This window comes from Streptomyces sp. NPDC054047, from assembly GCF_055585065.1.
This window is the reverse complement of record NZ_JBVJKV010000001.1, coordinates 1,010,049-1,029,696: the sequence shown is the minus strand read 5'-3', so window position 1 is coordinate 1,029,696 and position 19,648 is coordinate 1,010,049. Positions and strand designations below refer to the sequence as shown.

Below are 19,648 nucleotides of genomic sequence, written 5' to 3'. Positions count from 1 at the left end.
TTCGCCGGGGGACCTCATGGTCCACACCACCCCCGAATCCGTACGTTCGAGGCATCACCTACGGAAGGCGGAGAGAGCCATGGGGCTGCGGCGCAAGAAGGAAGCAGTCGAAGGACCGGGGTCCCCGACGGTGCCCTCGATGCCCGGCGCGGCACCGCGCGGCACCGACTGGGCCGTCGAACTGCACGGTGTACGCCGCAAGTACGGCAGGGGCTCCGGCGCCGTGCACGCCCTCAGCGGCATCGACCTCGCCCTGGAGCGCGGCAGCTTCACCGCCGTCATGGGCCCATCGGGCTCCGGCAAGTCCACCTTCCTGCAGTGCGCGGCGGGGCTCGACCGGCCCAGCGAGGGGACGGTGAGGCTGGGCGGCACGGAGATCACCTCCATGAGCGAGAACAAGCTGACCGCGCTGCGCCGCACCCGCCTCGGCTTCGTCTTCCAGGCCTTCAACCTGCTGCCCTCGCTGACCGTCGAGCAGAACGTGGTCCTGCCGATGCGCCTCGCGGGCCACCGCCCCGACCGCCGCAAGGCCTCCGACATGCTCGCCCGCGTCGGCCTCGGCGCCGACAAGCACAAGCGCCGCCCCGGCGAGCTCTCCGGCGGCCAGCAGCAGCGCGTCGCGATCGCCCGCGCCCTGGTCACGAACCCGGACGTGATCTTCGCGGACGAGCCGACCGGAGCCCTGGACACCACCACGGCCACCGAGATCCTCACCCTGCTCCGCTCGGCCGTCGACGGCATGGGCGCCACGGTCGTCATGGTCACCCACGACCCGGGCGCGGCCGCCTACGCGGACCGCGTCCTCTTCCTCGCCGACGGCGCGATCGTGGACCGCCTGGAGCGAGCCTCCGCCGAGCAGATCGCGCGGCGCATGACGACCCTGACGGCTCCGGCGTACGCGACAGCGGCGGCCTAGCCCCGCACCACGGCCCCGCCCTTCCACGGACTCCGGAGAATCCCCATGCCCAACGGCCTCGCCCGCGCCGCCGTCCGCTTCAAACCCGCCGCCTTCGTGGGCACGTTCGTCGCGCTGATGATGGCCGCGATGATCGTGTCCGCCTGCGGCATCCTCCTGGAGACCGGGGCGCGGGCATCGGTGCCGCCCACCCGGTACGCGGGTGCCCCCGTGGTGGCCGCGGCCGAGCAGACGGCCCGCTTCGTCACGGGCAGCGGAGACAGCCGGTCCGAGTCGAACACCCCGCTGCCCGACCGGGCCCGCATCGACAACTCCCTCCTGGCGAAGGCACGTTCGGTGCCCGGCGCGCGCACCGCCGTCCCGGACGTCACCTTCCCGGTGCAGTCCGGCGGCAAGGGCGTCACCGCACACGGCTGGGGCTCCACGTCCTTCACCGGCGAGAAACTGACCGCGGGCCGCGCCCCGCAGCCCGGCGAGGTCGTCCTCGCCGCGCCCGGCGCGGCCGTCGGCGAGCGCACCACGCTCACCACGGCGGACGGACCGCGCGACTTCCGCGTCTCCGGCACCGTCGAGTCCCGGCAGGGCGCACCCACCGCCTGGTTCGCCGACTCCGAGGCCGTACGCCTCTCCGGCCACCCCGACCGCATCGACGCCATCGCCGTCCTGCCCAAGAAGGGCGTCACCGACGACGCCCTCAAGTCCCAGGTGGCGCACGCCGTCGGCGGCAAGGCCGCCGTCCACACCGGCGACGACCGCAGCGAGGCCGAGGGCTCCGAGCTCGCCTACGCCAAGGAACTGCTCACCGGGATCGGCGGCTCCTTCGGCGGCATCGCCACCATGGTCGCCATGTTCACCGCCGCGGGCACGGTGGCGCTCTCCGTAGGCCAGCGCGCCCGTGAGTACGCGCTCCTGCGGGCCATCGGCACGACGCCCCGCCAGATCCGCCGCACCATCGCCACGGAGTCCCTGCTCGTCGCACCCCTCGCGGGAGCGGTCGGCGTCCTGCCCGGAATCGCCCTGGCCAGGTGGTGGTTCGGCCAGCTCAAGGAGAAGGGCGCCCTCCCGCAGACCCTGGACCTCTCGGTCTCCTTCATCCCCCTCGTCTCGGCCATCGGCGCCGCCGTGCTCGCCGCGCTGCTCTCCGGCTACCTGGCCGCCCGCCGGCCCTCCCGCATCAGGCCGGGCCAGGCCCTGAGCGAGTCCTCCGTGGAACGCCTGCGCTTCGGCTGGATCCGTACGCCGCTGGGGATCGCGGCAGCCGTCGGAGGCTGCGTCCTGTCCGGCGTCGCCTCCTCCCTGACGGGCGACGACGCGGCCAACGTGGCGCTCGGCATCGTCATGCTGTTCATGCTCGCCGTGGCCCTGCTCGGCCCGCTGGTCGCCCGCGGCTGTGCGGCCCTTTTCGGACTTCCGCTGCGCGGTGCGGGCGCCTCCGCCCAGCTCGCGGCGGCCAACTCCCGTACGAACGCCCGCCGTCTGGCCTCCGCGATCACCCCGATCGTCCTCGCGATGGCGTTCTCGTCGACCCTCGTCTTCATGCACACCAGCGAGGACCGCGTCGCCGCCGACCAGCAGCGCGAGGGCATCACGGCGGACCACATCCTCTCCGTGTCGGGGGCGGGAGCGACCCCGGACGGCGTGACGAAGGCCGGACGGGCGCCGGGCGTCACCTCGGCCGTGGGCCTCCTGAAGACCTCCGTCCTGGTGCCGGTGGGCTCCGGCGGCGACCGCTGGCTGGAGACGGCGTCGACGCAGGGCGTGACGGGCTCGTCCCGTGACCTGGCCACGGTCCAGGACCTGGACGTCAGGAGCGGCACGATGGCCTCGCTCGGCAAGGGCGAGATCGCCGTGGACGCGAAGCTGGCGGACTCCGCGCACGTGAAGACGGGCGAGCGGATCGCGCTGCGGCTGCCCGACGGCACGAAGGCGTCACCGAAGGTGGTGGCCACGTACGGCAGGGGCCTGGGCCTCTCCCAAGTGACGCTCCCCGCCGCGGACTTGAAACCCCACGTGACGTCGTCCTTCTCCTCGGAGATCTGGACGAAGGGCGAGGCACCGCAGGCCCTCACCGCCCTCGGCACGCTCCAGGACCGCGACGGCTACGCCAGGGCGCAGTCCACCGAACGCGCGGTCAACGCCTGGGCGAACACGGTGATGGCGGCCGTACTCGGCGGCTTCGCCGCGATCGCCGCGGCCAACACCCTGGTGATGACGGTCCTGGACCGCCGCCGCGAGCTCGACACCCTGCGCCTGATCGGCTCCACCCGGCGCCAGGTGATGCTCATGGTGCGGTGGGAGGCGCTCCTGGTCGCCGGCGCGGGCATCGTGATCGGCTCGGCGATCGCCCTGGCGACACTGGTCCCGATGATGAGGGGCCTGACGGGCGAATCCCCGTACATCCCACCGCTGCTGTACGGGTCCTTCGCGGGAGCGGCACTGGCGCTGGGCCTGGCGGCGACGGCCTTGCCGGCGAGGGCGGCGTTGAGGGAATCCGGCCCGTCCGGCGTTTGAGGCCGTCTTGTGCGGGGTCGGGGAGACAATCCCCGTATGAATCCCGACCCCGCCCTCTCCCTGCCCGAGGTGGAGGCCATCGCTCGCCAGGCCCACGCCACCCAGAAGGACAAAGCGGGCCGCCCCTACACGGAGCATCTGCGAGCCGTGGCGGACGGGGTCGAGGCCCGAGGCGGTTCGCCGGAACAGATCGCCGCCGCCTGGCTCCACGACGCCATCGAGGACGACGCCCTCACCGAGGAGTGGCTGGAGGCCGCGCCCCTCACCCCGTACACGAAGGCCATCGTCCGCGCCCTCACCAAACAACCGGGCGAGTCCCCGCAGGCGTACGCCGCCCGCATCCTCGAAACCCCCGGCGCCCGCCTGGTGAAGGAGGCGGACCTGGCCCACAACGCGAATCCGGCCCGTCTAGCAGAGCTAGACGGGCCGACCCGCACTCGCCTCACGGCGAAGTACACCAACATGCGCGCCCTGCTGGGCCTGTGAACCGAGCGGTCAAGCCGAGGACTTGGCCCGCTCCCTGGCCAGCGCCGCGGCGTCCCGCTTGAACGCCCACTCCATCTTCGGCTCCATGGCGAAGCGGAACATCCGCTGCACCGGAGGCGTACAGAGGAGCGTCACCACAGCCGCGGCCACCAGCGAGACGAGTACCTCGCCGGCAGGCGTGTGCATCCACTCGTAGTTCTCGAACCAGCCCCAGAAGCGCGAGCCCTTGGCGAGGAAGCCGTGCAGCAGGTAGCCGTACAGCGTGCCCGCGCCCAGCACCGTGAACCACATCTTCCGGCGCGGAACCCACGCGAAGAAGCAGGCGGTCAGGATGGCGGAGCAGCCGAACAGTGCCAGCGTCATCACGACACCGGCCCACCACGGCGCGCCCAACTCCTGCGCGCTGTCCCGGCGGTAGAACCAGGCCGAGGTCATCCGCGGCCCGGCCCAGTACGCGAGGAGCAGTGCGCTCGCGAAGATCGGGATGGAGAGCAGCCGCACCTCGCGGCGCCGCACCAGCTGGAAGTACTCGGGCTTCATGAACAGACCGAGCACGAAGAAGGGCAGGAACTGCAGCACGCGCTGCAGATCGAGGTCGTCACCGATGTCCGGCGAGATCGACGCGAGCACGGCGATGGCGAGCGCGAGCGGAATCGGCCAACGCACCAGCTTCCACAGCGGGGTCGTCAGACGCCAGACGAAGAGCGCGACCAGGAACCAGGTGAGGTACCAGGGGTCGAGCAGACTGATCGGCTGCGTCGGATCGTCGTCCGCGTAGCGCTTGAAGAAGGTGTACGCGACTTCGAAGATGACGTACGGCACGGCGATGCCGGTCACCAGGCGCTTGAGGCGGTCGGACCGCATGTCGAAGCTGCGCGAGAAGTAGCCGGAGATGAGGATGAACGCCGGCATGTGGAACGTGTAGACGGTCATGTACAGCGCCTCTGCGGCGCGGCTGCCGTCCGTCAACGGCTCCCAGGCGTGCGCCATGGCGACCAGGACGATCGCCAGATACTTGGCGTTGTCGAAGAACGAGTCGCGCTGCTTGGCGGGTTGACCCGTGGAGACGGGCTTGCCGGTGGTGGAACCGGGGTGGCCCGTGGAGCCTGCGTGGCCCAGGGAGCCGGGTCGAGCGGTGGTGCCGGCCGGGGCGTGGGGAAGAGTCGCGGCCATGGTGGACTGGGGGGCGCGGGGGCCAGGTACTCCGTCCGCCGGCACATGTGCCGGGGGGAGCGGCGCCCGGTGGCGGCCGTGCGGGTGAACCGAGTTCGTCACAGGCCCTCCCACCAAGAGCTCGGTGAGACGATCCGGGACCGCACTGCGCTTGCGGGGATGGTGGCAGCGTGGAACATCTGAGGCACCCTAGCGTCGCTTGCGTGTATTCGTAAAACCCTCAACTCGGCTGTCAGCTCAATCACAGACGGTTCAGGGCTATTGAGGTCCGAGTACCCGGGAATGACCGAAGTCGACATGGAGATTCAACTCCTGTCACCCTCGATGACACGGGCGATACACAGGCCCGTATGTCCATTACGTCGCATCTCATCCCCCTTAAACGTTGCATAACGCCCGCAGGCGACTCTGGTGAAATGTCCGATTGATCAGCTCCTTGTGAAGCCGGTGATGTGTGGCCGGCAACAATTCGAATTTCTGGCGAACGAGTTGTGTGGCAATGGAAACGATCAAGCCGAATTAGTGGCCGTGCGCGGGCTTCGAATTGCCGTGCGGGGGCGCGGTGTTCATACGCCCCAAGGGCGCCCCCGTGCGCCGGGCCCCCGCCGGGCACGTGCGGCGTTGGCCGACGATGTGTCACCGGCCGCATACGGACGGCGCGTTGGTGGCACGATGGTTCTGGCGGGGGTGTGCGGGGTCGTACCCCCCGGGCCGGGGAGAGACCGACCTAGGGTGTGATCAGTGTGGCCATTTCGCTGTCAGTGGTGTTGCTGTTGGCGATCATCCTCATCGTGCTGATCCGCGGAGGATCGATCAAAACGGGGCCCGCGATCGTCGCGGTGTTGTTCGGGTTCTTCCTCGCCTCAACTGGAATGGCGCCTTCCATAAACCGCTTCCTCAACGAAGTGGCCGAGACGATCAACTCGATCAGCTTCTGAGCGGCCTACGAAGCCAGGGGCACCGTCACGCGACTCGGCCCCGCCGGAGACACCGGAGACAGGCGTCCATCCGATCGACGCCCGGTGCGGCTCCGGCGGCGGGCCGAGATGTCCGCTCGGGCGGTCCATGAACGCACAAGCCTCCGGCCCGGTTCCGAGGAACCGGGCCGGAGGCCACAGAGCGGGTGACGGGAATCGAACCCGCGTAGCTAGTTTGGAAGACTAGGGCTCTACCATTGAGCTACACCCGCACAGCATGCGCCGCGGTACATCCCGCAATACATCGGGGACGCTGCTGGTCGGCGACCGCGGCACGGCAAGCATCGTAGCGGGTTGGAGCCCCTCGCCGCACACCCCGTACGTACTCGCGATTCAGCGGGCGCCGCACTGCCTGCGGGCATGTACCCTACGTGTCGCACCGACGGGGTGTGGCGCAGCTTGGTAGCGCGTCCGCTTTGGGAGCGGAAGGCCGTGGGTTCAAATCCCGCCACCCCGACCAGCAAGATCTCCCTCACAAGATCGCATTGTGGGTCGGCTCCCGCTTGCCGTTACTATGCAAGCTGTGTGCCCGTGTGTCTCTGAGCCGGGCTCAATCCCAAGAAGTCAGCCCCAAGGAGACCGAACCGTGAAGAGCGCCGTGGAGACCCTGAACCCGACCCGGGTTCGGCTCACTGTTGAGGTGCCCTTCGAGGAGCTCAAGGACAGCCTCGACGCGGCCTACAAGAAGATCAACCAGCAGGTCACGGTGAAGGGCTTCCGCAAGGGCAAGATCCCTGCCCGAGTCATCGACCAGCGGTTCGGCCGCGGCGCCGTCCTCGAAGAGGCCGTCAACGACGCGCTCCCGAAGTTCTACACCGAGGCCGTGAACGAGGCCGAGCTCAACGTCCTGGGCCAGCCCGAGGTGGACATCACCGAGCTGAAGGACAACGAGACCCTCAACTTCACCGCTGAGGTCGACATCCGTCCCGCGATCGAGATCCCGGACTACTCCGGCATCGAGGTCGAGGTCGACGCGGTCGAGGTCAGCGACGAAGACGTCGAGAAGGCCGTCGAGGAGCTCCGTGAGCGCTTCGCGTCCACCTCGCCGGTCGAGCGCGCCGCCGAAGACGGCGACGTCGTGACGCTCGACCTGGAGGCCAAGGTCGACGGAGAGGTCCTGGAGGACGGCGTCGCGTCCGGCGTCTCCTACACGATCGGCTCCGGCGAGCTCCTCGAGGGCATCGACGAGGCCGTCAAGGGCCTGGAGGCCGGTGGCGAGGCCACCTTCACCTCCGAGCTCAAGGGCGGCTCCGCCGCGGGCAAGGAGTCCGAGGTGACCGTCAAGGTCACCCAGGTCGCCGCCCGTGAACTCCCGTCCCTGGACGACGACTTCGCGCAGCTCGCGTCGGAGTTCGACACCCTGGACGAGGTCAAGGCGGACAGCCGCAAGCGCCTCGAGAACATGAAGCAGTACGACCAGGCGACGCAGGCCCAGGAGCGCGTCCTGGAGAAGCTGCTCGAGCTGGTCGAGGTCCCCGTCCCCGAGAAGCTCCTCGCGGACGAGATCGAGACCCGCAAGCACAACCTGGTGAACCACCAGCTCGGCCAGATGGGCCTCGACCTCGCGAAGTACCTGGAGATCCAGGGCAAGACCGAGGAAGAGTTCGACGCCGAGACCAAGGAGCAGGCCGAGAAGGGCATCAAGACGCAGTTCGTCCTCGACGAGCTCGTCAACAAGGAGAAGCTGAACGTGAACCAGGAGGAGCTCACCGAGCACCTCATGCGTCGCGCGCAGTCCTCCGGCATGAGCCCGGACCAGTTCGCCCAGGCCGTCGTCGAAGGCGGCCAGGTCCCGATGCTGGTCGGCGAGGTCGCCCGCGGCAAGGCCCTCGCGGTCGTCGTGGAGGCCGCGACGGTCAAGGACACGAACGGCGAGGTCGTGGACCTCGACGACGAGGACGAGACCGCCGAGACGGTCGAGGCCTCCTCCGAGGAAGCGGCCGCCGAGCCGGCCGAGGCCGAGGAGAAGAAGACCGAGGCCTGAGCAGCCTCGCTTCATTGAGCGCATGACCGGGCCCCGGGGACGCATGTCCCCGGGGCCCGGCCCTTTAGGGGCGCCCCTAAAGGGGCGCGGGGAACTGCGCGGCCAGCCCCCGACGGGCCGCACCCGCCGTGCGACCGCCGGTGGCAGCCGCGTCCGCGGCTTGTGGGGGTTGCTCGCGCAGTACCCCGCGCCCCTGACGGGGCGCCCCGTCAGCTGACAAGGCGCCCCCGCCAGAACCTGCGCTCACAGCGAACAGTCACCTTTGCGGGATTCCCCGGACGGGGCTGAGCGTTAGGGTCCATGAATACGAGGGCAGGGGAGTCCCCGAAGCCGCCCCGGAGCGGCGAGCACGCGGGGTCCCAAGCCTCAGAAGAAGACGTGAGACGGCCCGGCGCCGTCGTAAGACGAGCAGGTGGATACGTGACGAATCTGATGCCCTCCGCCGCCGGCGACCCCTCCATCGGTGGTGGCCTCGGCGACCAGGTCTACAACCGGCTGCTCGGCGAGCGGATCATCTTCCTCGGCCAGGCCGTGGACGACGACATCGCCAACAAGATCACCGCGCAGTTGCTGCTCCTTGCCGCAGAGCCGGACAAGGACATCTTCCTTTACATCAACAGCCCTGGTGGATCCATCACGGCCGGCATGGCGATCTACGACACCATGCAGTACATCCAGAACGACGTGGTGACGATCGCGATGGGCATGGCGGCCTCGATGGGCCAGTTCCTGCTCAGCGCCGGCACCCCCGGCAAGCGCTTCGCGCTGCCGAACGCCGAGATCCTGATCCACCAGCCCTCCGCCGGACTCGCGGGCTCCGCGTCGGACATCAAGATCCACGCCGAGCGGCTGCTTCTCACCAAGAAGAAGATGGCGGACCTCACCGCGTTCCACACGGGCCAGACCGTCGAGCAGGTCACCCGCGACTCGGACCGCGACCGCTGGTTCGACCCGCAGGAGGCCAAGGAGTACGGCCTCATCGACGACATCATGCCCAACGCGGCCAGCATGCCGGGCGGCGGCGGCACGGGAGCCTGAGCAGCCCGCTCAGCCCTTCCGAAGCCGACCCAGCCCACGCTCCTCAGGAGACCTACAGAGATGAAGAACAACCCCGGCAGCGGCCTCTACGAGCCCACCCAGGCCGAGTACACCGGCCCGACCGCCGAATCCCGCTACGTGATCCCGCGCTTCGTCGAGCGCACCTCGCAGGGCGTGCGCGAGTACGACCCGTACGCGAAGCTCTTCGAGGAGCGCGTGATCTTCCTCGGCGTGCAGATCGACGACGCGTCCGCCAACGACGTCATGGCGCAGCTCCTGTGCCTGGAGTCGATGGACCCCGACCGCGACATCTCGATCTACATCAACAGCCCCGGTGGCTCCTTCACGGCGCTCACGGCCATCTACGACACGATGCAGTTCGTGAAGCCCGACGTGCAGACGGTCTGCATGGGCCAGGCCGCGTCCGCCGCCGCCGTGCTCCTCGCGGCCGGTACGCCGGGCAAGCGCATGGCGCTCCCGAACGCGCGCGTCCTGATCCACCAGCCCTACAGCGAGACGGGCCGCGGTCAGGTCTCCGACCTGGAGATCGCCGCGAACGAGATCCTCCGGATGCGTGCGCAGCTGGAGGAGATGCTGGCCAAGCACTCCACGACGCCGATCGAGAAGATCCGCGACGACATCGAGCGCGACAAGATCCTCACGGCCGAGGACGCGCTCGCGTACGGCCTGGTCGACCAGATCATCTCCACCCGGAAGATGAACAATTCGTCGGTCGTCTGACGCAGCGCTGTAGCATCTGCCGTTCCTTGGCACGGTCCACGACAAAGTGAACCGTGCCAAGGGGGGCCCGAACGGGGGGCCAGGCAAGGTACCGTCGGATATGAGGCACCAGGAGTCGCTGAACGTGGCGTCTCCCAGGCGAAGGGGAAGCACCTCGTGGCACGCATCGGTGACGGCGGCGATCTGCTCAAGTGCTCGTTCTGCGGGAAGAGTCAGAAGCAGGTCAAGAAGCTCATCGCAGGTCCCGGTGTGTACATCTGCGATGAGTGCATCGACCTCTGCAACGAGATCATCGAGGAAGAGCTCGCGGAGACGAGCGAGGTGCGGTGGGAGGAACTCCCCAAGCCTCGCGAGATCTACGAATTCCTCGAGGGCTATGTCGTGGGCCAGGAGCCCGCGAAGAAAGCCCTCTCGGTAGCGGTCTACAACCACTACAAGCGGGTCCAGGCCGGCGAGACCGGCGGCGCGCAGGGCCGTGACGACGCGATCGAACTCGCCAAGTCCAACATCCTGCTGCTCGGCCCGACCGGCTCCGGCAAGACGCTGCTCGCGCAGACGCTCGCGCGCATGCTGAACGTCCCGTTCGCCATCGCGGATGCGACGGCGCTCACGGAGGCGGGCTATGTCGGCGAGGACGTCGAGAACATCCTCCTGAAGCTCATCCAGGCCGCTGACTACGACGTCAAGAAGGCCGAGACGGGCATCATCTACATCGACGAGATCGACAAGGTCGCCCGCAAGAGCGAGAATCCTTCGATCACGCGCGATGTCTCGGGCGAGGGCGTCCAGCAGGCCCTGCTCAAGATCCTGGAAGGCACGACGGCGTCGGTTCCCCCGCAGGGCGGCCGCAAGCATCCGCACCAGGAGTTCATCCAGATCGACACGACGAACGTGCTCTTCATCGTGGGCGGCGCCTTCGCCGGCCTCGAGAAGATCATCGAGTCGCGGGCGGGCGCCAAGGGCATCGGCTTCGGCGCCACGATCCACTCCAAGCGCGAGCTCCAGGAGAAGGACCGGTTCGAGGACATCATGCCGGAGGACCTGGTGAAGTTCGGGATGATCCCGGAGTTCATCGGCCGCCTCCCCGTGATCACCTCGGTCCACAACCTGGACCGCGAGGCCCTGCTCCAGATCCTGGTGGAGCCGCGCAACGCACTGGTGAAGCAGTACCAGCGCCTGTTCGAACTCGACGGCGTGGAGCTTGACTTCGAGCGCGAGGCGCTCGAGGCCATCGCCGACCAGGCGATCCTGCGCCAGACCGGCGCGCGTGGCCTGCGCGCCATCATGGAGGAAGTCCTCCAGTCGGTGATGTACGAGGTCCCGTCCCGCAAGGACGTGGCCCGCGTGGTCATCACGGCGGACGTCGTCCACTCGAACGTCAACCCGACGCTGGTGCCGCGCGATGTGCGGGGTCCGGGGTCCGGCGGCGAGCAGAAGTCGGCGTAGGCATGTAGTACGTACGTGAGAGGGGCGCCCGGCGATGTGATCGCCGGGCCCCCCTTCTCGTTGAACGGCCTCTTACGCTGAACGGCCTTGCGGTGCCGTCTACTTGACCTCGACGCGCACGTCGTCGCGGAGATTGGTCACCAGGCTGGCCACGTTCTCCAGCTTGATGTCCGCGCCGCTCGCGGTCGCGGCGACATCGGAGTACGCGGCGTACGCGACCGTGCTGTGGTCGCCCCAGACGCACATGGGCGTCTTGAAGCTGTTCGGCACGCCTTCGTCCTCCGGGCCGACCTCGCCCATCTTGAACTCGGCCTCCTGGCACTTCATGATGCCGTTCTCGAAGCCGTCCGGAGTGAACTCCTCGGGGCTGCCGATGAGCTTCATGCCGGTGCCCGAGTTCTTCGCGGCGTTCTTCTCCATCTCGGCGAACATGGCGTCGACGACCTTCTCCGGGTCGTCGATCTCCCCGTACACACCGGAGTAGTTGAGGGACTTCATGGTCGATCCCTCGCCGTAGTTGTACGCGGCGAAGACGTCCTTGGGGTTGCTGACGCCCTGCTTCTCCAGGTCCTTGAGGTCGCTGGACGACATACCGCCACCGCCGCCGGACGAGTCGGCCTTCTTGTACTCACCGCCGAGGACGGAGGCGGGCGCCGTCAGCTTGTACGTCTTGCCGTCATCGGCGACGGAGCCGCTGCCGTTGCCCGCGGTGAACCACCACACGCCGGCGCCTATCGCGGCGACGGCAACGACGACACCGACGATGACCCCGGCCTTCTTGCCACCACCGCCGGGCGGCGCCGAGGGCGGCATCTGCCCGTACGGGCCCTGGGGCATCTGTCCGTACGGCCCCTGGGGCTGCTGCCCGTACGGCCCTTGGGGCTGCTGCCCGTACGGGCCCTGGGGCTGCTGGGGGTAGCCGTATCCGGGCTGCGGGGCCGGTGGCTGCTGCGGCTGACCGCCGTACGGGCCAGGCTGGTTGTAACTCATTGAGCGGGTTCCCCTCCGCAAGATGTCGGGCTGACGGTCAGAGCTTGACGCGGACTTCCTTGCGGAACTTGGCCGTCTTCTCTGCGGCCTCGTCGAGGTCGGCGCTCTTGCCGGCCATCGCGTTCGCCACGTCCGTGGTGATCACGATGCCGAGCGTGCTCTTGTCGCCCCAGATGCAGGTCGCCATCGACATGTTGCTCGGGCCCGCGCTGCTGCCGCCCGTCGACGAGCCCAGGTCGAACTTCATCTCCTGGCACTTCATCACCGCGCCGTCGAGACCGGCGGGGCTGTACGACTGGGGGCTGCCGACCATCGTCATCGGCTCGCCGCCGCTGTCGCCCTCCTTGGCGTTCTTCTCCGCCTCGACGAACATCGCGTCGACGACCTTCTCCGGGTCCGCGATGTCGCCGTAGACGCCGTTGAACTGCAGGATCTTCTGCGACAGCGGGTTGTCCTCGGTCCCCGACTGGTACTGGCCCTCGACGTCCTTGGCGTTGCTCACGCCGTGCTTCTCGGCTTCCCTGATGTCGTTCGAGGTCATGCCGCTCCCGCTGCCGGCCTCCTTGCTGAGCTTGTACTCGGAGAGGACCGTCGCCGGCGTCGTCAGCTTGTGCGCGCCGTCGTCCTTGACGCCCGCGTCGTCGCCGCCGCCCGCAACGGACGAGGAGCCGCCCTTCTTGCCGCTGTCCTTGTCGTCACCGCCCGCGAGCACGAAGTAGCCACCGACCGCGACCGCGGCGACCGCGACCACCGCGGCGATGATGATGCCGGTCTTCTTGCCGCCGCCCTGCGGGGGCGGAGGCGGCGGGACCTGGCCGTAGGGCGCCTGCGGCTGCTGGCCGTACGGTCCCGGCTGTTGGGGCTGGCCGTACGGGGCCTGCTGCGGGGGCACGCCCTGCGGGGCCTGCGGAGGGTAGCCGTAGCCGGGCTGCGGGGCAGGCGGCTGCTGACCGTAGGGGCCGGGCTGCTGGCCGTACGGGCCTGGCTGCTGCGGCTGCTGGCCGCCGTACGGGCCGGGCTGGTTGTAGCTCATGAGTGGGTTCCCCCGTGAGTGCGCTTATGTGATTCCGACATCCTGACGGAAGCAGCCCCGGCCGAAGCGACCGGGGCTGCTGAGTGCCAGGTGACGCCGTAGGGCGATCAGGCCTTGACGCGGACTTCCTTGCGGAACTTCGTCGTCGTGTCCGCGGCGTCCTGGAGCGAGGCGCTCTTGCCGGTCATGGCGCTCGCCATGTCGACCGGGATCACGACACCGACGGTGCTGTTGTCGCCCCAGATGCAGACCGGCATGCGGATCGACTTCGGCCCGGCGCCGTTGCTCTTGATCTCCGTCTCCTGGCACTTGACGACCGCGCCGTCCGCGTTGAAGCTCTTCGGGCTGCCGATGAGCTTCCCCGTGTCGGTCTTCTCGGTCGTCGACTGCTCCTTCATCTTGTCGAACATGCCGTCGACCACCTTGGACGGGTCGTCGATCTCGCCGTAGACGCCCATGAACTTGATCATCTTCTGGGCCAGCGGGTTGCTCTTGTCGCCCGACTGGTACTCGGCGTCCACGGGCGTGCCGTTCTTGACGCCGTCCTTCTCGGCCTTCTTCATGTCCTCGTCGTCGAAGCCCTCGCCGGTCGACGCGCCCTTCTTGTAATCGGAGAGCACCGTCTCGGGCGTGACCAGCTTGTGCGCCCCGTCGTCCGCCACGGCCGAGTTGCCCGCCGACGAGCTGTCGTCCTTGCCCGCCGTGAACCACCAGATGCCGCCGCCGATCGCGACGAGCGCCACGACCGCGCCGATGATGATCCCGGTCTTCTTGCCGCTGCCGCCACCTGCGGGCGGGGGCGGCGGCACCTGCCCGTACGGGCCGCCCGGCTGGTTGTGGTCGTACGGACCCGGCTGCTGCGGCTGGCTGTAGCCGCCCTGCTGCGGAGGGACGCCCTGCGGAGCCTGCTGGGGATAGCCGTAGCCGGGCTGGGGTGCCTGCGGCGGCTGGCCGTAGGGTCCAGGCTGGCCCGGCTGCTGCCCGTAGGGACCGGGCTGCTGGGGCTGCTGCCCGCCGTACGGGCCAGGCTGGTTGTAGCTCATCGCGTGGGTTCCCCTCCGAACGCTTATGTGATGCCGACATCCTGACCGAAGGCGGAGCCCCATGGGGCGTCGGGCCGCAACCGTTACTGAAGAATCCGGTTTCGGGACGGGTCTGTGACACCTCTAAACTGACCCGGTGACCGAGAACACTCAGCAGCAGAATCCAGCGCCCATCACCGAACTGCCGACCCAGTACGCGCCGGCCGAGGTAGAGGGGACGCTGTACGAGCGCTGGGTAGAACGCGGCTACTTCTCCGCCGACGCGGCCGGCGAGAAGCCCCCGTACACCGTCGTCATCCCGCCGCCGAACGTCACCGGCTCCCTGCACCTGGGCCACGCCTTCGAGCACACGCTCATCGACGCCCTCACCCGCCGCAAGCGCATGCAGGGCTTCGAGACGCTGTGGCAGCCGGGCATGGACCACGCCGGCATCGCCACGCAGAACGTCGTGGAGCGCGAGCTCGCCAAGGAGGGCAAGTCCCGCCACGACCTGGGGCGCGAGGAGTTCATCGAGCGCGTCTGGAAGTGGAAGGGCGAGTCCGGCGGCCAGATCTCCGGGCAGATGCGCCGCCTCGGCGACGGCGTCGACTGGGACCGCGAGCGGTTCACGATGGACGAGGGGCTCTCGCAGTCCGTCCAGACCATCTTCAAGAAGCTCTACGACGACGAGCTGATCTACCGCGCCGAGCGCATCATCAACTGGTGCCCGCGCTGCCTGACCGCGATCTCGGACATCGAGGTCGAGTACCAGGACGACGACGGCGAGCTCGTCTCGATGAAGTACGGCGAGGGGGACGAGACCATCGTCGTCGCCACGACCCGTGCCGAGACGATGCTCGGTGACACCGCCGTCGCGGTCCACCCCGACGACGAGCGGTACAAGCACCTGGTCGGCAAGCAGATCAAGCTGCCGCTGACCGACCGCACGATCCCCGTCGTCGCCGACGAGCACGTCGACCCCGAGTTCGGCACCGGCGCCGTCAAGGTGACCCCGGCGCACGACCCGAACGACTTCGAGATCGGCCAGCGCCACGACCTGCCGAACATCGCGGTCATGGACGAGCACGCCGTGATCACCGTGCCCGGCCCCTTCCAGGGCCTGGACCGCCTGGAGGCCCGCAGCGCCATCGTCGGCGCGCTGCGCGCCGAGGGCCGCATCGTCGCCGAGAAGCGTCCGTACGCGCACTCGGTCGGCCACTGCTCGCGCTGCAAGACCACCATCGAGCCGCGCCTGTCGATGCAGTGGTGGGTCAAGGTCGGCCCGCTCGCCAAGGCCGCCGGTGACGCGGTCCGCGACGGCAAGGTCAAGATCCACCCGCAGGAGATGGAGAAGCGCTACTTCGACTGGGTCGACAACCTCCACGACTGGTGCATCTCGCGTCAGCTCTGGTGGGGCCACCGCATCCCGGTCTGGTACGGGCCGAACGGCGAGGTCGTCTGCGTCGGACCGGACGACGAGGCGCCCACCGGCGAGGGCTGGACGCAGGACAGCGACGTCCTCGACACGTGGTTCTCCTCCGGCCTGTGGCCGTTCTCCACGCTCGGCTGGCCGGAGCAGACCGACAGCCTGGCGAAGTTCTATCCGAACTCCGTCCTGGTCACCGGCTACGACATCCTCTTCTTCTGGGTCGCCCGGATGATGATGTTCGGTCTGTACGCGATGGACGGCACCCCGCCGTTCCACACGATCGTGCTGCACGGCATGGTCCGCGACCAGTTCGGCAAGAAGATGTCGAAGTCGTTCGGCAACGCGGTCAACCCGCTGGACTGGATGGACAAGTACGGCTCGGACGCCGTCCGCTTCACGCTGGCCCGCGGCGCCAACCCCGGCACGGACGTGCCGATCGGCGAGGACTGGGTCCAGGGCTCGCGGAACTTCGCCAACAAGATCTGGAACGCCACGCGCTTCGCGCTGATGAACGGCGCCACGATCGAGGGCGATCTGCCGCCCGTGGAGCAGCTCTCGGCGACGGACCGCTGGATCCTGTCCCGGCTGAACGCGACGGTCGCCGAGGTCGACGCGCTCTACGACGACTACCAGTTCGCCAAGTTGTCGGACGCCCTCTTCCACTTCGCGTGGGACGAGGTCTTCGACTGGTACGTCGAGCTGTCCAAGACGACGTTCATGGGCGGCGGCGACGCGGCGAAGGTCTCGGGCCGTGTCCTGGGCGAGGTCCTCGACGTGACGCTGCGCCTGCTGCACCCGATCGTCCCGTTCGTGACGGAGACGCTCTGGACGACGCTCACCGGCCGCGAGTCCCTCGTGATCGCCGAGTGGCCGAAGGACAGTGGCTTCCGCGACGCCGGAGCCGAGCGGGAGATCGAGACCCTCCAGCAGGTCATCACCGAGGTCCGCCGCTTCCGCGCCGACCAGGGGCTTCAGCCGGGCCAGAAGGTCCCGGCCCGTCTCTCCCTGGACGGCACGGCACTCGCCCCGCACGAGGCGGCCATCCGTCAGCTCCTGCGCCTCCAGCCTGAGGGCGAGAGCTTCGCGGCCACCGCCACGCTGCCGGTCTCGGGCGCCACGGTGGCGCTCGACCTGTCCGGCACGATCGACGTCGCGGCGGAGCGCAAGCGCCTCGCCAAGGACCTCGCGGCGGCCGAGAAGGAGAAGGCGCAGGCCACGGCGAAGCTCGGCAACGAAGCGTTCCTGGCGAAGGCGCCGGACAACGTGGTCGACAAGATCCGCGGCCGCCTCACCAAGGCGGACGCCGACATCACCCGGCTGCAGGCCCAGCTGGACGGGCTGCCGGCGGCCTAGTCAGCTGGTCACGCGGTGGAGACAGGGCCCATGGAACCGACCGGTTCCATGGGCCCTGCCCCGTTTTCCGGTCCCGTCTCCTGTACGGGGATGTACACCTGCTCGGGGATGTGCAGCCCCAGGCGCACCAGCTCCGCCTCGGCGAGCGCGTCGATGACGACGGGGTCGCCGCCGCGCCAGCCCTCGGCGAGGCTGCCCGCGGTGGCGCCGGGGAGTTCGTACGCGGTCCGCGCGACCTCGTCCAGGGGACGCAGCAGGGCGCGCAGGGCGAGCAGTTCGCGGCCGTCGTCGCTCGCGGCGAGCTCCTGGGCGGCTGCCGCCTGCCGGATCCAGCGCAGGCGGCGGGGGAGCCAGCTGCTGAGCAGGAGACCGACGGGTACGAGGAAGACGACGACGGCGCCCACGATCACCGCCGCGCGGACGGTCACCGGGTCCCCGGCTCCGGCGACGTCCGCGGCGGCCCGCAGCGCGGAGTCGACGCGTTCACCGACCAGGGGCAGCCGTGACGGGTCGCCCAGGGGCGGGGCGGGGGTCTCCGGTGCGGGGCGGGTGAGCAGACAGGCCAGCCGGTAGGCGACGACGGCGGCGGCGGTCCACAGCGCGGTCCAGAGCAGGACCGCGCCGTCGCCGAGGAGCTGGCGGGTCCGTCGGCCGGGGTTCTGGGCATACCACATGGTCTGATTTGACCCCTGGAGTCCGCCTTTCGGGGGTAGCCACGCCGACGGGCGTCGACGTGTCACACTTCACGAAATAAAGGTCATAAGTCCGATGATTCGGGCAGAAAGACCTTGGATGATGGAGGGCATGCACGACCTGCCCGTCGCCCAGGCGATCCGCGAGGCGACGGCCGCGGGCCGTCGGCTGGCCGGGCGCTGCGCACGTGCGCCCCGGGCACAGGACGCGCTCACCGCCCTGAGCTGCCTGGCCCTGATGAGCCTGGAGATCCCCGGCCTGGCCGAGGCGGACAACTCCCTGAACGGCCCGCTCGCGGCCCTGGTCCTCACCTGCGGCGCCGCGACCCTGCTGCTGCGCCGCGGGGCTCCCTGGGTGACGTACGCGGTGGCTCTCGTGCTCGTGGGATGGCTGCACGACCTGACGCTGGCCCAGTTCGCGCTGTACTCCCTGGGCAGGTACCGCGGCCGTCTGGCCGGCACGGTCGGCGTGATCGGCTATGTGGCCTTCGCGTACGTGATGTTCACCCTGCCCGGCTGGCCGGTGCACCGCGGGGACACCCTGAGTTCCTTCCTCAGCCTGGTCGTGCCGATCGGGGTGCTGGCCGCGGGGGTGGGGGTGGCGGCCAACCGCCAGGACCTGGTCCGTGCGCTGCAGGCGCAGCGGGCGGAGACGGACGCGTTGCACGCGGTGCAGCAGGAGCGGTCCCGTATCGCGCGGGACGTGCACGACTTCGTCGGGCGCGAGCTGACGCTGCTGAGCGTGCGCTCGCAGGTGCTGGCTCGCCGGGCGACGGGCGGGGCCTTCGAGGACGGCTTCGAGGAGCTCTCCGAGACGGCGCGCTCGGCGCACCGGATGCTGAACGAGATCATCGTGCGGCGGGGCGTGGACGGCGCCCCCACGCCGGGGCTCGACGCGCTTCCCGAACTGGCCGAGCGCAGCGAGCGGGCGGGTACGCCGGTCGATCTCCTGATCGACGGGGCGGCCCACCGGCTGTCGCCCATCCGCCAGGCGGCGGTGCACCGGGTGGTGCAGGAGTGTCTGACGAACGCGGCGAAGCATGCGCCGGGGGAGCGGGTGGATGTGCGGGTGGAGGTGGCCGCGGGGCGCCTGCGGGTGTCCGTACGCAACGCGCTGCCCGCCGCAGGCTCCGCCCCGTCACCGGTCTCCGCGGGGACCGGCACGGCCGGTATGGCGGAGCGGGTCCACACGGTGGGCGGCACCTTCGCCTCCGGCCCGCGGGCCGGTGCGTACGAGGTCCTGGCCACGCTCCCCGCGGGGGACCTGGCCTGAGCCCCACCGCCCCCTGCGGCACTCGGGACGAACAACCTCTCCCACCCACGCGCCCGATCACCCCGCAGCCTCGCCCGCGACGAACAGACCTTTCCCGCCCACCCGCCCGATTGCCCCGCGTGCCAAGGGATGGGCGGGTGGGTGGGGGACGTACGGACCGGGGTGGGTGAAGAACCTAGGGGTTGGTGGGGAATGGCCCCGGCAGCCGCAGTCGGGAGCGCGCGTGAGGGGACGTGCCGGTATGTCCGCCCGGAGCACGGTTCGCGGCGCTCCGGTGCCGAAGTACCCATGGGGCCACCGGACGATGGCGAGGACGAACATACCGGCGTGGCACCGCACCCACAGCCGGACGGGACCCGCAGCCTGCCCCGCGACCCGCAGTCGGGAGCGCGCGCGAGGGGGCGGCTTCGGTTTCGCAGCAGCCCCGTGGCCACCGGACGATGGCGAGGATGGACATACCGGCGTGGCACCGCATTCACAGCCGGATGGGACCCGCAGCCTGCCCCGCGACCCGCAGTCGGGAGCGCGCGCGAGGGGGCGGCTTCGGTTTCGCAGCAGCCCCGTGGCCACCGGACGATGGCGGG

15 protein-coding genes and 2 tRNA genes are annotated in these 19,648 nt (G+C 69.5%); 11 read left to right on the top strand and 6 right to left on the bottom strand.

The annotated features are described in order from the left end of the window. Positions 1-79 precede the first annotated feature (79 nt). From ACZ6ZP_RS04675 to ACZ6ZP_RS04665, 3 genes are read left to right on the top strand one after another with little or no spacing between them, the layout of a single operon-like run. Positions 80-916 carry an ABC transporter ATP-binding protein gene (locus ACZ6ZP_RS04675; RefSeq protein ID WP_469405517.1) on the top strand — a complete coding sequence of 279 codons (837 nt, stop codon included), beginning with the start codon at positions 80-82 and terminating at the stop codon, positions 914-916. Between the two features lie 45 nt (positions 917-961). After that, complete coding sequence (locus ACZ6ZP_RS04670; RefSeq protein ID WP_469405516.1) at positions 962-3,427, top strand: ABC transporter permease; 2,466 nt, start codon at positions 962-964, stop codon at positions 3,425-3,427. 36 nt (positions 3,428-3,463) lie between these two features. Then, positions 3,464-3,913, top strand: a complete 450-nt coding sequence (locus ACZ6ZP_RS04665; protein ID WP_351160570.1) for an HD domain-containing protein — start codon at positions 3,464-3,466, stop codon at positions 3,911-3,913. A gap of 9 nt (positions 3,914-3,922) precedes the next feature. Here ACZ6ZP_RS04665 and ACZ6ZP_RS04660 read toward each other — a convergent pair whose 3' ends face one another. After that, the gene (locus ACZ6ZP_RS04660; RefSeq protein WP_469405515.1) at positions 3,923-5,188 is read right to left on the bottom strand and encodes an acyltransferase family protein; all 1,266 of its coding nucleotides are present in this window, start codon (positions 5,186-5,188) and stop codon (positions 3,923-3,925) included. 641 nt (positions 5,189-5,829) lie between these two features. Here ACZ6ZP_RS04660 and ACZ6ZP_RS04655 point away from each other — a divergent pair. Continuing rightward, positions 5,830-6,024, top strand: coding sequence for a hypothetical protein (locus ACZ6ZP_RS04655; RefSeq protein WP_351160566.1), 195 nt, complete (start codon positions 5,830-5,832; stop codon positions 6,022-6,024). Between the two features lie 180 nt (positions 6,025-6,204). On the opposite strand, the gene ACZ6ZP_RS04650 is transcribed toward ACZ6ZP_RS04655, so the two are convergent. Next, a tRNA-Gly gene (locus ACZ6ZP_RS04650) sits at positions 6,205-6,275 on the bottom strand. A 171-nt stretch (positions 6,276-6,446) separates the two neighbouring features. On the opposite strand from ACZ6ZP_RS04650, the gene ACZ6ZP_RS04645 reads away from it, so the two are divergent. The 5 genes from ACZ6ZP_RS04645 (at position 6,447) to clpX (ending at position 11,272) form a co-directional block, all read left to right on the top strand. Beyond that, positions 6,447-6,523, top strand: a tRNA-Pro gene (locus tag ACZ6ZP_RS04645). A 126-nt stretch (positions 6,524-6,649) separates the two neighbouring features. Next, positions 6,650-8,047: a trigger factor gene (gene tig / locus ACZ6ZP_RS04640; protein WP_351160564.1), complete on the top strand. Its 1,398-nt coding sequence runs from the start codon at positions 6,650-6,652 to the stop codon at positions 8,045-8,047. A 432-nt stretch (positions 8,048-8,479) separates the two neighbouring features. After that, on the top strand, positions 8,480-9,085 hold the full coding sequence (locus tag ACZ6ZP_RS04635; RefSeq protein WP_202122057.1) for an ATP-dependent Clp protease proteolytic subunit: 606 nt from the start codon (positions 8,480-8,482) through the stop codon (positions 9,083-9,085). A gap of 60 nt (positions 9,086-9,145) precedes the next feature. Further along, on the top strand, positions 9,146-9,826 hold the full coding sequence (locus ACZ6ZP_RS04630; protein ID WP_351160561.1) for an ATP-dependent Clp protease proteolytic subunit: 681 nt from the start codon (positions 9,146-9,148) through the stop codon (positions 9,824-9,826). Positions 9,827-9,982: 156 nt separating this feature from the next. After that, the gene (clpX, locus tag ACZ6ZP_RS04625; protein ID WP_351160558.1) at positions 9,983-11,272 is read left to right on the top strand and encodes an ATP-dependent Clp protease ATP-binding subunit ClpX; all 1,290 of its coding nucleotides are present in this window, start codon (positions 9,983-9,985) and stop codon (positions 11,270-11,272) included. Between the two features lie 99 nt (positions 11,273-11,371). Here the strand turns inward: clpX and ACZ6ZP_RS04620 are convergent, their stop codons facing one another. The 3 genes from ACZ6ZP_RS04620 to ACZ6ZP_RS04610 all read right to left on the bottom strand — a co-directional run bounded on the left by ACZ6ZP_RS04620 (position 11,372) and on the right by ACZ6ZP_RS04610 (position 14,338). Further along, positions 11,372-12,262: a hypothetical protein gene (locus ACZ6ZP_RS04620; protein ID WP_366461953.1), complete on the bottom strand. Its 891-nt coding sequence runs from the start codon at positions 12,260-12,262 to the stop codon at positions 11,372-11,374. Positions 12,263-12,299: 37 nt separating this feature from the next. After that, complete coding sequence (locus tag ACZ6ZP_RS04615; protein ID WP_469405512.1) at positions 12,300-13,295, bottom strand: hypothetical protein; 996 nt, start codon at positions 13,293-13,295, stop codon at positions 12,300-12,302. A 107-nt stretch (positions 13,296-13,402) separates the two neighbouring features. After that, the gene (locus ACZ6ZP_RS04610) at positions 13,403-14,338 is read right to left on the bottom strand and encodes a hypothetical protein (protein ID WP_351160552.1); all 936 of its coding nucleotides are present in this window, start codon (positions 14,336-14,338) and stop codon (positions 13,403-13,405) included. Between the two features lie 136 nt (positions 14,339-14,474). Between ACZ6ZP_RS04610 and ACZ6ZP_RS04605 the strand changes: the two genes are divergently transcribed. Continuing rightward, on the top strand, positions 14,475-17,099 hold the full coding sequence (locus tag ACZ6ZP_RS04605; protein ID WP_351160550.1) for a valine--tRNA ligase: 2,625 nt from the start codon (positions 14,475-14,477) through the stop codon (positions 17,097-17,099). An 8-nt stretch (positions 17,100-17,107) separates the two neighbouring features. On the opposite strand, the gene ACZ6ZP_RS04600 is transcribed toward ACZ6ZP_RS04605, so the two are convergent. After that, positions 17,108-17,773, bottom strand: a complete 666-nt coding sequence (locus tag ACZ6ZP_RS04600) for a hypothetical protein (RefSeq protein ID WP_399977416.1) — start codon at positions 17,771-17,773, stop codon at positions 17,108-17,110. Positions 17,774-17,903: 130 nt separating this feature from the next. Between ACZ6ZP_RS04600 and ACZ6ZP_RS04595 the strand changes: the two genes are divergently transcribed. Then, a complete protein-coding gene (locus tag ACZ6ZP_RS04595; protein WP_351160546.1) occupies positions 17,904-19,064 on the top strand; it encodes a sensor histidine kinase in 1,161 nt (386 codons plus the stop codon). Positions 19,065-19,648 lie beyond the last annotated feature (584 nt).

What these genes read in the sequence shown, in the direction of transcription:
- ACZ6ZP_RS04665 (WP_351160570.1), top strand. Translation starts at nt 3,464, where the DNA reads ATGAATCCCGACCCCGCCCTCTCCCTGCCCGAGGTGGAGGCCATCGCT.
- ACZ6ZP_RS04620 (WP_366461953.1), bottom strand. Translation starts at nt 12,262, where the DNA reads ATGAGTTACAACCAGCCTGGCCCGTACGGCGGTCAGCCGCAGCAGCCA.
- ACZ6ZP_RS04600 (WP_399977416.1), bottom strand. Translation starts at nt 17,773, where the DNA reads ATGTGGTATGCCCAGAACCCCGGCCGACGGACCCGCCAGCTCCTCGGC.
- ACZ6ZP_RS04675 (WP_469405517.1), top strand. Translation starts at nt 80, where the DNA reads ATGGGGCTGCGGCGCAAGAAGGAAGCAGTCGAAGGACCGGGGTCCCCG.
- ACZ6ZP_RS04610 (WP_351160552.1), bottom strand. Translation starts at nt 14,338, where the DNA reads ATGAGCTACAACCAGCCTGGCCCGTACGGCGGGCAGCAGCCCCAGCAG.
- ACZ6ZP_RS04630 (WP_351160561.1), top strand. Translation starts at nt 9,146, where the DNA reads ATGAAGAACAACCCCGGCAGCGGCCTCTACGAGCCCACCCAGGCCGAG.
- ACZ6ZP_RS04635 (WP_202122057.1), top strand. Translation starts at nt 8,480, where the DNA reads ATGCCCTCCGCCGCCGGCGACCCCTCCATCGGTGGTGGCCTCGGCGAC.
- ACZ6ZP_RS04595 (WP_351160546.1), top strand. Translation starts at nt 17,904, where the DNA reads ATGCACGACCTGCCCGTCGCCCAGGCGATCCGCGAGGCGACGGCCGCG.
- ACZ6ZP_RS04615 (WP_469405512.1), bottom strand. Translation starts at nt 13,295, where the DNA reads ATGAGCTACAACCAGCCCGGCCCGTACGGCGGCCAGCAGCCGCAGCAG.
- ACZ6ZP_RS04670 (WP_469405516.1), top strand. Translation starts at nt 962, where the DNA reads ATGCCCAACGGCCTCGCCCGCGCCGCCGTCCGCTTCAAACCCGCCGCC.